14 protein-coding genes are annotated in these 14,073 nt (G+C 57.4%); 7 read left to right on the forward strand and 7 right to left on the reverse strand.

Annotated features, from left to right (window positions below; genetic code table 11):
• The first annotated feature begins 149 nt into the window (after positions 1-149).
• From GBCGDNIH1_RS16905 to GBCGDNIH1_RS16920, 4 genes are all read left to right on the forward strand, one after another.
• On the forward strand, positions 150-1,958 hold the full coding sequence (locus tag GBCGDNIH1_RS16905; protein WP_050748529.1) for a ribonucleoside-diphosphate reductase subunit alpha: 1,809 nt from the start codon (positions 150-152) through the stop codon (positions 1,956-1,958).
• 67 nt (positions 1,959-2,025) lie between these two features.
• Entirely contained in the window at positions 2,026-3,045 is a 1,020-nt protein-coding gene (locus GBCGDNIH1_RS16910) for a ribonucleotide-diphosphate reductase subunit beta (RefSeq protein ID WP_011631595.1), read from the forward strand.
• 164 nt (positions 3,046-3,209) lie between these two features.
• A complete protein-coding gene (locus tag GBCGDNIH1_RS16915; protein WP_011631596.1) occupies positions 3,210-3,866 on the forward strand; it encodes an SCO family protein in 657 nt (218 codons plus the stop codon).
• Positions 3,863-4,135, forward strand: coding sequence for a hypothetical protein (locus GBCGDNIH1_RS16920; protein WP_025286392.1), 273 nt, complete (start codon positions 3,863-3,865; stop codon positions 4,133-4,135). Before GBCGDNIH1_RS16915 ends, GBCGDNIH1_RS16920 begins: the two co-directional genes overlap by 4 nt.
• Positions 4,136-4,169: 34 nt before the next feature.
• On the opposite strand, the gene GBCGDNIH1_RS16925 is transcribed toward GBCGDNIH1_RS16920, so the two are convergent.
• A complete protein-coding gene (locus GBCGDNIH1_RS16925; RefSeq protein WP_011631597.1) occupies positions 4,170-4,922 on the reverse strand; it encodes a tRNA1(Val) (adenine(37)-N6)-methyltransferase in 753 nt (250 codons plus the stop codon).
• Positions 4,923-5,204: 282 nt separating this feature from the next.
• On the opposite strand from GBCGDNIH1_RS16925, the gene GBCGDNIH1_RS16930 reads away from it, so the two are divergent.
• The gene (locus GBCGDNIH1_RS16930) at positions 5,205-6,233 is read left to right on the forward strand and encodes a polyprenyl synthetase family protein (protein WP_043452758.1); all 1,029 of its coding nucleotides are present in this window, start codon (positions 5,205-5,207) and stop codon (positions 6,231-6,233) included.
• A gap of 15 nt (positions 6,234-6,248) precedes the next feature.
• On the opposite strand, the gene GBCGDNIH1_RS16935 is transcribed toward GBCGDNIH1_RS16930, so the two are convergent.
• The gene (locus GBCGDNIH1_RS16935; RefSeq protein WP_011631599.1) at positions 6,249-7,184 is read right to left on the reverse strand and encodes a KPN_02809 family neutral zinc metallopeptidase; all 936 of its coding nucleotides are present in this window, start codon (positions 7,182-7,184) and stop codon (positions 6,249-6,251) included.
• 97 nt (positions 7,185-7,281) lie between these two features.
• Entirely contained in the window at positions 7,282-8,019 is a 738-nt protein-coding gene (locus GBCGDNIH1_RS16940) for an orotate phosphoribosyltransferase (protein ID WP_011631600.1), read from the reverse strand.
• Between the two features lie 215 nt (positions 8,020-8,234).
• On the opposite strand from GBCGDNIH1_RS16940, the gene GBCGDNIH1_RS16945 reads away from it, so the two are divergent.
• On the forward strand, positions 8,235-8,474 hold the full coding sequence (locus tag GBCGDNIH1_RS16945) for a hypothetical protein (RefSeq protein ID WP_025286396.1): 240 nt from the start codon (positions 8,235-8,237) through the stop codon (positions 8,472-8,474).
• A 101-nt stretch (positions 8,475-8,575) separates the two neighbouring features.
• A complete protein-coding gene (locus GBCGDNIH1_RS16950; RefSeq protein WP_050748411.1) occupies positions 8,576-9,211 on the forward strand; it encodes a DUF2459 domain-containing protein in 636 nt (211 codons plus the stop codon).
• Between the two features lie 329 nt (positions 9,212-9,540).
• Here GBCGDNIH1_RS16950 and GBCGDNIH1_RS16955 read toward each other — a convergent pair whose 3' ends face one another.
• The 4 genes from GBCGDNIH1_RS16955 to GBCGDNIH1_RS16970 all read right to left on the reverse strand — a co-directional run bounded on the left by GBCGDNIH1_RS16955 (position 9,541) and on the right by GBCGDNIH1_RS16970 (position 13,992).
• Entirely contained in the window at positions 9,541-10,845 is a 1,305-nt protein-coding gene (locus GBCGDNIH1_RS16955; RefSeq protein ID WP_011631603.1) for a citrate synthase, read from the reverse strand.
• Between the two features lie 173 nt (positions 10,846-11,018).
• Positions 11,019-11,471 (reverse strand): thermonuclease family protein, encoded by a 453-nt coding sequence (locus tag GBCGDNIH1_RS16960; RefSeq protein ID WP_157691986.1) that lies wholly within the window; start codon positions 11,469-11,471, stop codon positions 11,019-11,021.
• Between the two features lie 363 nt (positions 11,472-11,834).
• Positions 11,835-13,466: a CHAD domain-containing protein gene (locus tag GBCGDNIH1_RS16965; protein WP_011631605.1), complete on the reverse strand. Its 1,632-nt coding sequence runs from the start codon at positions 13,464-13,466 to the stop codon at positions 11,835-11,837.
• Positions 13,459-13,992, reverse strand: a complete 534-nt coding sequence (locus GBCGDNIH1_RS16970; protein ID WP_011631606.1) for a SixA phosphatase family protein — start codon at positions 13,990-13,992, stop codon at positions 13,459-13,461. The genes GBCGDNIH1_RS16965 and GBCGDNIH1_RS16970 overlap by 8 nt, the downstream gene beginning before the upstream one ends.
• Between the last annotated feature and the right edge of the window lie 81 nt (positions 13,993-14,073).

Below are 14,073 nucleotides of genomic sequence, written 5' to 3' on the forward strand. Positions count from 1 at the left end.
ATGAAATGAACTCAGGGAGTTGCCTCATGGCACCATTCAGGCATGCCACGACGATGCTGGCTATGGCAGCCGATGGCAGTCTTTCCGGCGGGCTTCTCCCGGTCGGCACGGAGGCTTCTGCCGCAGCCCTGATCGATGCCGGTGTTCAGATGAAAGACCGTGGCCAGATTATCAAGGATGACAGCCGTGACGCTCTGCTGACCGATTTCGGGAAAGCGACGCTGAACGACCGTTACCTGATGCCCGGCGAATCCTATCAGGATCTGTTCGCCCGCGTATCCAGCTATTACGGCGACAATGCGGAGCATGCGCAGCGTATCTACGATTATATGAGCCGCCTGTGGTTCATGCCTGCGACGCCCGTCCTGTCCAATGGCGGCACCAAGCGCGGCCTGCCGATCTCCTGCTTCCTCAACGAGGCCTCTGACAGTCTGGAAGGCATTGTCGGCCTCTGGAACGAGAATGTCTGGCTGGCCTCCAAGGGCGGCGGGATCGGCTCCTACTGGGGCAATCTGCGCTCGATTGGTGAGAAAGTCGGTCAGAACGGCAAGACCTCCGGCGTGATCCCGTTCATCCGCGTGATGGACAGCCTGACCCTGGCTATCAGCCAGGGGTCTCTGCGCCGCGGTTCGGCGGCGGTGTATCTGCCGGTCTGGCATCCGGAAATCGAGGAATTCGTGGAATTGCGCCGCCCTACCGGTGGCGATCCCAACCGCAAGGCGCTGAACCTGCATCACGGGGTGCTGCTATCCGACGCCTTTATGCGTGCGGTCGATCACGATGAGGAGTGGGCGCTGCTTTCCCCCAAGGATAAGAGCGTTATCCGCAAGATCTCGGCTCGGGCGCTCTGGATTCGTATCCTGACCGCACGCATGGAACAGGGTGAGCCGTATATCGTCTTCTCCGACCATGTGAACCGTGCCTTGCCGGAGCATCAGAAACTGGCCGGTCTGGAGGTCAAGACCTCCAACCTGTGCAGTGAGATTACCCTGCCGACCGGAATCGATCAGCATGGCAAGCAGCGCACCGCGGTCTGCTGCCTTTCCAGCCTGAATCTGGAAACCTGGCATGCCTGGAAAGATCATCCGACCTTTATCGAGGACGTGATGCTTTTCCTGGACAATGTATTGCAGGACTTCATCGACCGTGCGCCGGATACGATGGAGCGGGCGCGATATTCCGCCATGCGTGAACGCTCGGTCGGGCTGGGCGTCATGGGATTCCATTCTTTTCTGCAGGCCGAGCGAGTGCCGTTCGAAAGCGTGGTCGCCAAAGTGTGGAACCTGCGCATGTTCAAGCATATCCGTGCGCAGGCGGATAAAGCCTCGCGCATGCTGGCTGCCGAGCGGGGCGCCTGCCCGGATGCGGCGGATTACGGCTTGAACGAGCGTTTCTCCAACAAGATGGCGATTGCGCCTACGGCATCCATTTCCATTATCGCTGGCAATGCCAGCCCTGGGATCGAGCCGATTGCCGCCAATGTGTTTTTGCAGAAAACCCTGTCGGGCAGCTTTACGGTCCGTAACCGCCATCTCCAGCAACTGCTGGCTGAGCGTGGACAGGATAATGAGGATGTCTGGAGCAGCATCACCCTCAACAAAGGGAGCGTGCAGCATCTGGACTTTCTGACCGAGGCGGAAAAAGCCGTGTTCAAGACCGCGTTCGAACTGGATCAGCGCTGGATCATCGAACATGCGGCCGACCGCACGCCCTATATCTGCCAGAGCCAGTCGGTGAATCTGTTCCTGCCGGCCAATGTCCATAAGCGAGACCTGCATCAGGTGCATATGCTGGCATGGAAGCGCGGGCTGAAATCCCTGTATTATTGCCGCAGCCTGTCCATCCAGCGGGCCGATGCCGTCAGTGAAAAGGCGGTCAATCTGGATCATCAGGCAAAGGCCGCTCCAGCGGCGGCGGTCAGCACCACGAATTATGAGGAATGCCTGTCCTGCCAGTAAAAATGGCATGACGGTGTGATCGCTTCACGACGGCTCACGGCGGCGAAAAAAGAAAAAGGCTTTCGGCATGACGGATGAGACCATTCAGGGGGCGGCACCCCAGGCAGAACAGGACGTGCCTGTCCGCTTTGATCTGCTGACCGAAAATCCGGTTTACAAGCCGTTCCGCTATCCATGGGCGTATGAGGCCTGGCTGGTGCAGCAACAGGTGCACTGGCTGCCGGAAGAAGTGCCTCTGGCCGATGACGTGAAGGACTGGCACCGCAATCTGAACGAGGTGGAGCAGCATCTGGTCACCCAGATTTTCCGCTTTTTCACCCAGTCCGATGTCGAAGTGAATAACTGTTATATGAAACATTACAGTCGGGTGTTCAAACCGACTGAAGTGCTGATGATGCTTTCGGCATTTTCGAATATCGAAACAATTCACATTGCCGCGTACAGCCATCTGCTGGACACGATCGGCATGCCCGAAGTCGAATACTCAGCCTTCCTCAAATACAAGGAGATGAAGGACAAGTACGACTACATGCATAGCTTCTCGGTCGACAGCAAGCGTGAGATCGCGAAGACGCTGGCGGCATTCGGGGCGTTCACGGAAGGGCTTCAGCTTTTTGCCTCTTTCGCAATTTTGTTGAATTTTCCCCGCTTCGGGAAGCTGAAGGGCATGGGCCAGATCGTCAGCTGGTCGGTGCGTGATGAAACCTTGCACTGCCTGTCGATCATCAAGCTGTTTCACGTTTTTATCGACGAAAACAGGGAAATCTGGACTGAGGATCTACGCCAGGAGATCCGTCAGATATGCGCCACCATCGTCGAGCATGAGGACGCCTTTATCGATCTGGCCTTCGAACTCGGCTCTGTCGAGGGGCTGGATGCTGCTCAGGTGAAATCTTATATCCGGTATATCGCTGATCGCAGGCTGATTCAGCTGGGGCTTGAACCGCTGTTCCATGTCGAGCGTAATCCGTTGCCATGGATCGACGATATGCTCAATGCGGTGGAGCATGCGAATTTTTTTGAAAATCGTGCTACAGAATACAGCCGTGCCTCAACCGTCGGGACATGGGAAGAGGCGTTTGCATAAGGCTCATTTTGCAAACAAAATCGGAATATTATAACGCAATAGCATCTAATGAACGAAATAAAATAAAGAGGGGTCTTGTTTAAGGCCCCTCTTTATTTATTTGCCGCAAGAATGCCCTGAAATCAGTCCATAACTCGCTGTCATCTTTTCTGGAAGAGCGCCTGATGAAGACCGATCTATATGCCAGCCGCTTTTTCCGCCGTGGTGCACTTATTCTGGTAATTGCTGCCGTGGCGGTGATGGGGGCATGGCACGCCGGCCTGTTCGGGGAAGGGGGCGGGGCCGGGCAGGAGGCCAATTTCTCGCGCGGTCAGGAGGTTGATGGCCATGCAGGAATCGGCGGTTCTTTCATATTGACCGATCAGAATGGCCGGACAGTGACAGACCAGACACTCAGGGGACGCTGGATGCTGGTCTATTTCGGCTATACGTTTTGCCCGGATATATGTCCTACCGAATTGCAGAGTATGTCTGCAACTATCAAGGCTCTGGGAGCGCTTTCAGGACGGCTGGCACCGGTTTTCGTCACGATTGACCCTGCCCGGGACAGGCCGGCAGAACTTGCGGCCTATCTGGCGCATTTTGACCCCACCATTATCGGCCTGACCGGAACAGAAGCGCAAATTTCAACTTTTGCGAGAAAATATCATGTATATTATGCTAGGAAAGGCGAAGGAAAAGACTATAGCATGGATCATTCTTCTTATCTTTATCTGATGCGTCCCGATGGATCGTTTGATCGGCTGTTCCCGGGAGGAATGAGCCCGAATGATCTGGCTGCTGCATTGCGCCCGATTCTGTCGGAAGCCCCTCATTCATGAGCGAGTTCCTGTCCTCTGTTCCGCAGATTGATGTGCCGGGTGCCCCGCGTTTCAGTCGGAAGCTTGCTGACAAGATCCTGTCAGCTTTTCATCAGGCCTGTGATCAGAATGAGCTCGATGTGGCAGATCGTCTTCTCAAGGTGCTGGAGATGATGATGAGCCGCCGAGTCTCCAGAATGGATGTAACGCGCCGCCGCTCGATCGAGGCTCTCGTTGCTGCCCATGAGCGGCTGTGGCATCTTCGTCATCCGGGTGGGAAGAGCTTCTGAGACTGGCTTCCACCAGTTTTCGCGGCTGTCGCTGTTAAAAAGCCAGTGCTTTTCCATATCGCAGGATCTCATGAGCCTGTGGGGTAAAGCTGCCATCCTCCTGATGCAGCATCAGCCCGGGTTCTACCCTGTCAGGCCCACGGGCAGCCTTGATGCCTCGTACGATAATGATTTTGGCGCGCCGTCCCGCTTTCGGCCATAGCGGATAGAGGCTGATCTCTCCGGCCTTGGCCTCACGCAGGCTGGTCATGGCCTCACTGATCAGTGCAGCGGGCAGGATCAGGCTGATCGAGCCGCGCGGCCTCACCATGCTGCCCAGTGCCTGCACCCACTGACTGACGAGCCCGGCATGGCGACGTTTCGCCTGATCACGAAGTGCGACGGGGGAAGGGGAAGATGCTTCCTCATGCCACGGCGGATTGGCAAAGACGTGATCATAGTTTGATGGAGAACCCGACATCTCCTGTGCAAAGTCCAAAATATCCTGCGTGATAATCGACAGACGGTTTTCCAGATGGTTGGTCTGGACATTCTGACGGGCCAGTGTCGCAATGTCGCTGGATTTTTCCACTCCCGTGCCCTGAATGCCAGGTACACGATGGGCAAGGCATAAAAGCCCGGCTCCCGGACCGGTGCCGGCTTCCAGCACGCGCTCTTCGGCCCGTGCGGGAATCGCGGCTGCCAGCAGAACCGGTTCAAGTCCGGTGCGGAAACCAGTCCGTAACTGGCGGTAAGCAATTGCGCCGTTGAGCAGACTGCCTTCGGTGACATCGTTGTTTTCGTTCATAAGAGGAGGTTTTTTGAGCCTGTTGGGCGGCTTGGCAAGGCTTGTTTTCTGACAGGATCGGTCGATCAGGATGCCTTGACCCTATTTTATCCCTGTCGATAGGGTGCGTGGCTGCACAAAACCTTTTATGACATCTTATCCAGCAGAGTGCGTGAGCGATGTCGGGGAGATGCCAAGCTGAGGTAATCTCTGGGGTTATCAGGCTGCGGCTGAATCAGATTACCGCTTTATCAAGTCCAGGAGACAGCTTTGGGCGTCGTCGCCAGTTCACCGGATACAGATATGATCCTGCCGCCGTCTGATGCAGAAGGGGTAGAAGGTGCCTTGTCGGGCCTGATCGCACTGGTGCAGGACGACCTGACCCTGTGCAATCAGGCTATTATAGATCGTATGGACAGTCAGGTGCCGCTGATCCCGCAACTGGCGGCCCATATCGTGGCAGCAGGGGGGAAACGTCTTCGGCCTCTGTTGACGCTGGCCAGTGCCAGGCTCTGTGGATTTGATACCGCCTTGGCGGGTGGGGTGCCGCGGCATGTCCATCTGGCAGCCTGCGTGGAGTTCATCCATACCGCGACACTGCTGCATGATGATGTCGTCGATGAAAGCCGCATGCGGCGCGGTATGGCCAGTGCCAATGCGGTTTTCGGCAATAACGCCTCCGTGCTGGTAGGCGATTTCCTCTTCGCGCGGGCGTTTCAGCTGATGGTGGAGGACGGATCGCTTCAGGTTCTGGCGATCCTTTCCAAGGCTGCTGCAACCATTGCTGAGGGCGAAGTCCTCCAGCTCGCTACGCAGAATGATCTGGAGACGCCGGAATCACGCTATCTGGAAGTGATTGAGGGCAAGACGGCCTCCCTGTTCGCAGCGGCCTGTCAGGTCGGAGCCGTGGTTGCCGCGCGTCCGGCTGAAGAGGAACAGGCGCTATATGATTACGGTATGAGTCTCGGAATTGCGTTCCAGTTGACCGACGATGCGCTCGATTATGCGGCGGATCAGCGTAAACTGGGCAAGACCGTTGGTGACGATTTCCGTGAGGGCAAGATCACACTGCCAGTACTCGCTGCTTTCCATGCCGGTGATGCGGAGGAAAAGCGTTTCTGGCAGCGCACTATTGGCGAGAGCGATCAGACCGAGGATGATCTGGAGGAGGCTTTGCGCCTTATCGCCAGACATGACACTATCGGCCTCACCCTCGAACGGGCCAGGATAATGGCGGAAAAAGCCAAGCGGGCACTGGATATTTTTCCTGATACCCCGCTTCGTCGCAGCCTGTGCGCGGTGGCCGACTACACGGTCTGGCGTGCGCGGTAAAACGGCCAGACGGCTTCAGGGGGCTGGACTGGTGAAGGTGTTGCAGGCTTCCACCTCTCCGGTTTGTAGCCCTTTGCGAAACCAGGCCACCCGTTGGGATGAGCTTCCATGCGTAAAGGAATCCGGTACGATATAGCCGCGTGCACGCTTTTGCAGGCGGTCATCGCCGATCGCGTCAGCAGCGTTCAGGCCCTGTTCGATATCGCCTTTTTCCAGGATAGACCGGGCATCATTGGCCTGCTTTGCCCAGACCCCGGCGAAGCAGTCGGCCTGTAATTCCAGCCGCACAGACAGTGCATTGGCTGTGCCTTGATCGGCTTCTTCTCGCCGGCGAGTGACTTTGCCCAGAATGCCGAGCTGGTTTTGCACATGATGCCCGACCTCGTGTGCAATGACGTAGGCACGGGCGAAATCTCCCCCTGCGCCCAGCCGCTCCTGCAATTCACGGAAGAAGGATGTGTCGAGGTAAACTTTTTGGTCCACCGGGCAATAAAATGGTCCCATTGCCGACTGTGCCGTGCCGCAGGCTGAGCGTGTTGTGCCATCAAACAGTACCAGAATCGGCGGCTGGTAGGTTTTTCCATGGGCCTTGAAAACGGTGCTCCACACGTCTTCTGTCGAGGCCAGTATGCGACTGACAAACCGACGTTGTGGATCCGATCCGGATGGATCGCTTTGTGCTTGCTGCGCCGGGGAAAGGGGGGAGGGAACGGGCGATGAAACCGGGCCGCCATTTCCCGTCAGGCTGAGCAGAAGACGAGGATCAATGCCGAAATAAAGCCCGACCAGCACAATGGCGATTGTGCCGAGACCACCAATTTTGATCCCACCCGGAATAAAGGGGCCGCCAGTACCTCGATCATCCTGAATATTGTTACTTTCACGCTGATCATCGAGTCGCATACCGATCCCCTTTTGCAAGGGCAGGATGATGTCTCGATACGCTTCCATCCTGCCACGATGCCGTGCTCAGGAAGACGTTTGCGGCACCAGGCAGGTTGCATCATCGGCCCTGCCTGATGCCGTTTCGGATTCAGGCCTTCGGAATTTAACCCTTTTGGGCGGAGGCAGCTTTGCGTGCAGCGGCTTCCTCGGCGCTGGCAACACCGCCATGGGCGGCGGACCAGCCCATCGGATCATCCAGAAAGCGCCGCACGCCAGCCAGTACATCGCTGCTGAAATAGCTTTTATCCTTGCAGGCTTCCAGCACATCCCACCAGGTGCAGAGGTGATGCAGCGTCAGATCCATGGCCGACAGGGTTTCAAAGCTGCCGGGGAAGACACCATAGAAAAATACCACGAATGCATGGTTGCACAGCGCCCCGGCATCGCGCAGTGCACGGGCGAACTGGATCTTGGAACCGCCATCGGTGGTCAGATCCTCGACCAGCAGAGTGTTCAGCCCTTCCGGAGTATCGCCTTCGATCAGAGCGTTACGGCCGAAGCCTTTCGGCTTCTTGCGGACATAGGCCATCGGCAGGTTCATGCCATCCGCGATCCAGGCGGCAAAGGGAATACCCGCTGTCTCGCCACCCGCTACGGCCTGAATGGTCTCATAGCCGATATGGCGGCTGAGCTTTTCAATGGCGAGCTGGGTGATTTTCTGCCGCGCCCGGGGAAAATAGATAATCCGGCGACAGTCGATATAGACGGGGGATTTCCAGCCGGATGTCAGCGTATAAGGTTCATCCGGGCGGAAATTGACGGCCTTGATCTCCAGCAGCAGACGCGCAGTGGTCAAGGCAGCGTCACGATCCCATTCACTGGTCAGATGCGACGCGGTCATGTGTTCTCGTCCTTGCCGTTATCATGTGATGCTGCATGCTGTTAGCGTCTGATGATTGCTCCGTCCATGCTCATACCGCCATGTCTGGTCGTGACAGCCTGACGAATTGAGGGGATCATGGGAAAAACCCGTGCTGTTTGCTTGCGCCGCGGAGGGTAGCAGGATAGAATGAACGTCATTGCGAATGACTCGCAACGACTTCGGGAAATGTGGCCTTGAACAACGACGTCAGCAACATTACACGCCGGTGTGAACGCGCGGTCATTACCGCCTATCGTGAACTGCGTGCATGCGGCAGTGCTGACATGGTGGCATTTCAGGCCTGCACAACGCTTTATCGCATTCATCATCCGGAGGCTCCGCTCAGTGAAGCGCGGCGTCTGGTGGCGGAGTGGATCGATCATCATATCGTGCGCAGCGCCAATGGCCCGACGCCTGGTTGCGAGTGCGACTAAGGGATCGGTGGTATCGGCCTCTTTATACCGCTCTGTTCTGTGTTCCGCTGCTGGTCGCCTGTAGTTCCCGGCTGACTCCCGAGCGTGACCTGACATGTCATATGACGGTCGATACCGGCTTTCTCTATGTTATCGACAATGGCTGGCACACTGCGATCGGTTTCGATGCTGTTGACCTGACGGGTGGTCTTGCCACTTTCAAAACCATCTTCCCCCATGCAAGGGCAGTGGTGTTTGGATATGGCAAGCGAACCTTCATGACGGCCCGGCCGCAGACCATATCCGAATATATTATGGGACCAGTGCCGGGCCCGGCGGTGATCGAGGCGGTCGGGCTGACTGTCTCACCGGAGCTTGCTTACGGTCAGCAGCATGTCAGCCGGTTACGGCTGCCCCGTCAGGATATAGAAGCTGCGGTCTCATGGGTGGCGAACGATCTGGCTGACGATCCGCAAGGTCAGCCGAGGCTGGTCGGCTTCGAGGACGGGAAACGGGGTGCATTTTATGTGGCACGTGACCGGTATTCGATGCTCCATACATGCAATCGCTGGTCGGCGGACCTGCTGCGCAAGGCGGGAGTGCCGTTGGAACCGGCCGGTGTCGTATTGAGCGGGCAGCTGATCAGGCGCCTGAATCAGGCGGCGATCCAGTGCCCATCCGATCAGTCCCCGGCAGTGATCATCAGCAGGGCGGCAGACGACCATCAGAGCATACTGCACTCTGCCCCGCCGGAATAATGATGATGCGTTCATTACGGGGTGGGGATCCTCCGCCACTGCTGGAACTGCAAGCGGCCAGCGTGGTCACGATCAGAAAAGCACCGGCTGTCCAGACAACGCGCATAGTGAATTCCTTACGGTCAAAAAACTGAAGTGCCAATACAGCCCTGTCCCCTCCTGACATACTTTGTCGGGCGGTTCAGGTCAGCATAGGGACATGGTTTTTGGACAAAATAATTCACTTTGTCACAAAGGCGGCAGCAGAAAGACGAAAAGCGCCGGTTGCCCGGCGCTTTTGCTTGCATCCTCATGAAAAGACCGGCGGCCATTCAAGGCCGCCACCCTGATCAGCGGTGATCGGCCGACACGTAATCGCGCGGCCCATAGCCGGTGTAGATCTGCCGGGGACGCCCGATACGCTGGGCCGGATCCTCAATCAGTTCCTGCCACTGGCTGATCCAGCCGACGGTGCGAGCCACAGCGAACAGCACGGTGAACATGCTGGTTGGGAAGCCCATCGCCTTCAGGATGATCCCTGAATAGAAGTCGACATTCGGATACAGCTTCTTACTGATGAAATATTCATCGCTCAACGCGATCCGCTCCAGCTCGACCGCCATATCCAGCATCGGATCGTCCTTGATGCCGAGTTCAGTCAACACCTCGTGACAGGTCTGTTGCATGATCTTCGCGCGAGGATCGTAGTTCTTGTAGACGCGATGGCCGAAGCCCATCAGGCGGACATTGCTGTTCTTGTCCTTCACCTTTTCGATGAAGGCAGGAATGTTGGAGACATGACCGATTTCGGCCAGCATCTTCAGCACCGCTTCGTTGGCGCCGCCATGGGCCGGACCCCACAGGCTGGCAATACCGGCGGCGATACAGGCAAACGGGTTGGCGCCAGTAGAGCCAGCCAGACGCACTGTGGAAGTCGAGGCGTTCTGCTCATGATCGGCATGCAGGATCAGGATGCGGTCCATGGCCCGTTCCAGAACCTTGTTTCCCTTATAATCCTCCGACGGGCGCCCGTTGATCATGTAGAGGAAGTTTTCCGCATAGCCCATATCGTAACGCGGATACACGAAAGGATGGCCGATCGAGTATTTATACGCCCATGCCGCAATGGTCGGCACTTTGGCGATCAGGCGCAGGGCGCAGATATTCCGATGTTCGGGATTCGTGATGTCCAGGCTGTCGTGATAAAACGCGCTGAGAGCACCGACGACGCCACAGAGCATGGCCATCGGATGGGCATCGCGGCGGAAGCCCTGGAACACGCTGCGCAGTTGTTCATGCAGCATGGTGCGACGCATGACTTCGGTGCTGAATTCCGTCAGTTCATCCGGCTTCGGCAGTTCACCGTTCAGCAGCAGATAGGCCACTTCAAGAAAGCTCGACTTCTCGGCCAGCTGATCAATCGGGTAGCCTCGGTGCAGAAGAACGCCTTCATCACCATCGATGAATGTGATCTTGCTTTCGCAGGCGGCAGTTCCGCCATAGCCTGGATCATAGGTGAAGACACCCAGATCGCCCTGCATCTTCCTGATATCGAAGACAGAAGGGCCAAGCGTGCCGTCGAGCAACGGGTAGGTTGCCGACTTATCCGTGCCGTTCAGCTGGACGGTGACGCTGCGCGTAGGGGAGCCGCTCATTCAAACACCTCATGGCAGAAGCGGCTGGAAACCGCCTGACTCAGATTCTGTGTAACGAATGGGATGAATGATGCCATTAGAAGCAAGATCATTCCATAGGAGACGTTATTGGAGCAATCTTCGCACTTGCGAAAAAAAACGGCAAGCCCTGCCGCGCCATCTTCAGCGAAAGTTTAAAACTGCGGCCTATACGTGCGCCACAATCCGCGATGGGCTGCCCGTGCCTGTTCCTCATCAGAGGTCAGGCCCAATGTTTTGAGGGGGGCAGAGCGCGTTTCTGCACGTGCTTCCGCATACGTTTCTGCTCTGGCCCATCCGGCCTGAACCACTGCACGATTGATGACGGTCCCCTGATTTGCTCCCTGGCCTTCTGTCTGGGTTTCACAGATGGCCAGAGAATGGTGGTTGGTATCGTGCCCTAATATTTCACATTCGACGGGACGATTCTTGATGATTTCCGCCAGAGCTTCGGCAGAGGCTGCACCGCAGTCGAAACGGCTTCCATCAGGCGTTCTGCATTGCTGCCCGCGATTGGGGGCGGAAACCCCTGCCAGCCGTATAACCGTATCGGCAACCCGCAATGTCTCTCCATCGACGACGGCTACCTGTGCGGGTGAAGCAGTCAAAGATATATCACGCTGGGTTTCTGTCCCCGTTCTGCTGCCTCTGATTTGGTCGAGCACATTCTGAAGCGAGATAAGGGAAACCGACGGGAGGGACGGCGTAAATACCGCAATACCCCCGATCCCGCCCAGTGACAGCACGCTGCCGAGCATAACCCATCGCCGCCACGGTCTGCGTTTATGGGCGGTTGAGGAGGTGAAAATGCGTCGTTTGTGTTTCAGGTACATCGGTCGGACCTACGATATCCGAATGCGCAGAGAGGTGCTGCATGACAGGGAATGGCCATTCTCCCGAAAGGGCGACGTATTAATGCCTATCCTGGTGCCGTTGCCAAGTTAAGGTCGTGTGGACCGGGATAAAGTCGATCAGTTCCAGAACGGCTTTGCCGCATGGAAATGTTTCCAGGCGGCGATAATCTTCTGTCTGGCGCTGGCCCCATGGGCGGCGGAGAAGCCCAGCACGATGCCGCGGGCCTGTGCGCCCTGCACGCCGTCTTTCCCCTCAATTTCCTGCATCAGCCCGGCCGCCACGGCTCCGTCATTGAGAATGCCGAGTTCTTCCTGAAGTTCTGACAGCCGGCGGATCATCCGGCGTCCCTGTTTATGGGGGAAGCAGGCGGCAAAGAATTCACAAGCATAGCGCAAACGTTTTGCATGCAGGCGTAATTCATGCAGGGCGGCGGTGGGCAGATCAGAGATCGGGGCGCTGGCGGGCAGTTTTTTCAGGCGTTTTTTCAGTACCCCGGCGGCGAAGATTTCGATTGGCTGGTTCAGGTATTCTTCACGATGATGCCGCACTTCATCATGGAGCGTATGGATCGCCTGTCGCCATGGCCGCACCTGGCACAGCAGGGCGAGGGATAGCCCCAGCCTGTCGAAACCGGGGGTTTCCAGACTGGCCAGCAAGGTGTGGTAATGCTGTTCTCTCTGTTTTGCAGCCCGCTCCATCAGACGTTTCAGTGCGGCATGGTCAGGGAAGGTGTCCAGCAGGGTTTGGCCAGTCTGGCTGATAAATACATCCCAATCGCGTGCTGGCCCCAGCAGAGTACCGATTGTTTTCAGATGCGCCTTGACGTTATCCAGCTCTGGACAGGCCAGTACGGCGGAGAAAATCGATAGGGCTGAACGCAGGCGGCGCAGCGTCACCCGGATCTGGTGCACAGGCTCCAGCGCGGCTTTGTCGATTTCGCCTGGTTTTAGCAGGCGGATACGTGGCGCCCAGTAAAGCAATGCCAACGTCAGATGACCGATGATATGCCGTGCGGCATCTTCGGTGCTGATGCCGGGATCAATCTCCGGCGCAGCCAGGCCGGCGGCGGGGCGGGCTGCCAGTCCGCGTCCGTGGGAAACGGCTAGCATGGAAAGCGGCGTTTCCGGAATCCGAAGCCGGGCTTCCTCATTCTCCTGAAGCTCGGATGCCAATGCAGCGATGGCCCTTGCATCGCCCTGGATATGGATGCGGCCAAAGGGAAGCACGTCGGTCAGATTACGGATCGTGCCGTCTTCAATGAAGACGGTCAGTTCTTCACTGTCCATCCGTGTCTGATCGCTCAGGACGAGACTGCGCTGGCGTCCTTCCACGGATGCGATCGGCATGACTCCGCCCTCGATACCGTACGACGCAAGCAAGGTTTCGATCGGCGCAATCAGAGTCTGTTCATCCAGTTGCGAACCGGGCAGCGAAGGGGGGGTGGCAAGACTTTCCACGCGCCACATTCCCCCATCGACAACCAGAGCCCGATGATCGGCAAAAAAGGCCGCCTCCGGTGTGTCGTGATAAATCCGCCGGAACGAACGCGTTTTCATCCGGCCTTTGCGCTGGCGTGACAGCGGTGCAAGGCGTGGCAGTCGTTCTGCCAGGGCCGGATCAAAAGCCATTGTTATCGTCACCGGGGCATGGCCTGGTTCTGTTTCCGGCACAAGGTCCAGCATTTCAGCAGCAGGTGTCTCAGCCACGGTATCGATCACGACTGGAGGCAATGCAGATGTATCAATCATGTTGGCCCATATCAGGCAGTTCAGAGGGGGTAAGGAAGCGTGTCAGCCGCGCCGCGCCGGGTAACAGTCCCCACCAGGGCTGGTCCAGTTCGAATTGTGCCAGCCCGCATGTCGGATAGCCCTCGTTCAGACGCGCGCGTGCAGTGCGCTCGTCCCTTGCCGGATTTCCAAGCGTCAGGGCCAGATCATGCATGCCGGGATTATGGCCGATCAACATGACACAGCCGACCGTTTCCGGCACGCTGTTCAGAACCTGGATCATCTGCTCGGATGAGGCGAGATAGAGCGCATCCATCCGTTCTATACGGGGAGTATGCGGCCATGGCTCCAGCGCCTCCAGAGTCTGGATGGTGCGACGGGCGGAGGAAACCAGAATGAGATCCGGCCGCAGATCAAGCGCGTTGATAGCTTTATGCATGGCTGCGGCTGCACGCCGGCCGCGATCATTCAGGGGGCGGGCATGGTCCGGAAGTTTGGGGTCGTCCCATGCTGATTTGGCGTGACGGAGGAGGAGGAGCTGGCGCATCGGCTTGCGGATTGATCCCGTTTCGTCGCAGCGCCATCTGGCGCAGGTTGGATATGGCCTTCATGACGGAGCATGGCCTGT

This window comes from Granulibacter bethesdensis CGDNIH1 (assembly GCF_000014285.2).
Taxonomy (GTDB): domain Bacteria; phylum Pseudomonadota; class Alphaproteobacteria; order Acetobacterales; family Acetobacteraceae; genus Granulibacter; species Granulibacter bethesdensis.

Bases quoted from the DNA above. Each gene is read 5' to 3' on its own strand.
- GBCGDNIH1_RS16905 (WP_050748529.1), top strand. From the start codon at position 150: ATGAAAGACCGTGGCCAGATTATCAAGGATGACAGCCGTGACGCTCTG.
- GBCGDNIH1_RS16910 (WP_011631595.1), top strand. From the start codon at position 2,026: ATGACGGATGAGACCATTCAGGGGGCGGCACCCCAGGCAGAACAGGAC.
- GBCGDNIH1_RS16915 (WP_011631596.1), top strand. From the start codon at position 3,210: ATGAAGACCGATCTATATGCCAGCCGCTTTTTCCGCCGTGGTGCACTT.
- GBCGDNIH1_RS16920 (WP_025286392.1), top strand. From the start codon at position 3,863: ATGAGCGAGTTCCTGTCCTCTGTTCCGCAGATTGATGTGCCGGGTGCC.
- GBCGDNIH1_RS16925 (WP_011631597.1), bottom strand. From the start codon at position 4,922: ATGAACGAAAACAACGATGTCACCGAAGGCAGTCTGCTCAACGGCGCA.
- GBCGDNIH1_RS16930 (WP_043452758.1), top strand. From the start codon at position 5,205: ATGATCCTGCCGCCGTCTGATGCAGAAGGGGTAGAAGGTGCCTTGTCG.
- GBCGDNIH1_RS16935 (WP_011631599.1), bottom strand. From the start codon at position 7,184: ATGGAAGCGTATCGAGACATCATCCTGCCCTTGCAAAAGGGGATCGGT.
- GBCGDNIH1_RS16940 (WP_011631600.1), bottom strand. From the start codon at position 8,019: ATGACCGCGTCGCATCTGACCAGTGAATGGGATCGTGACGCTGCCTTG.
- GBCGDNIH1_RS16950 (WP_050748411.1), top strand. From the start codon at position 8,576: ATGACGGTCGATACCGGCTTTCTCTATGTTATCGACAATGGCTGGCAC.
- GBCGDNIH1_RS16955 (WP_011631603.1), bottom strand. From the start codon at position 10,845: ATGAGCGGCTCCCCTACGCGCAGCGTCACCGTCCAGCTGAACGGCACG.
- GBCGDNIH1_RS16965 (WP_011631605.1), bottom strand. From the start codon at position 13,466: ATGATTGATACATCTGCATTGCCTCCAGTCGTGATCGATACCGTGGCT.
- GBCGDNIH1_RS16970 (WP_011631606.1), bottom strand. From the start codon at position 13,992: ATGCGCCAGCTCCTCCTCCTCCGTCACGCCAAATCAGCATGGGACGAC.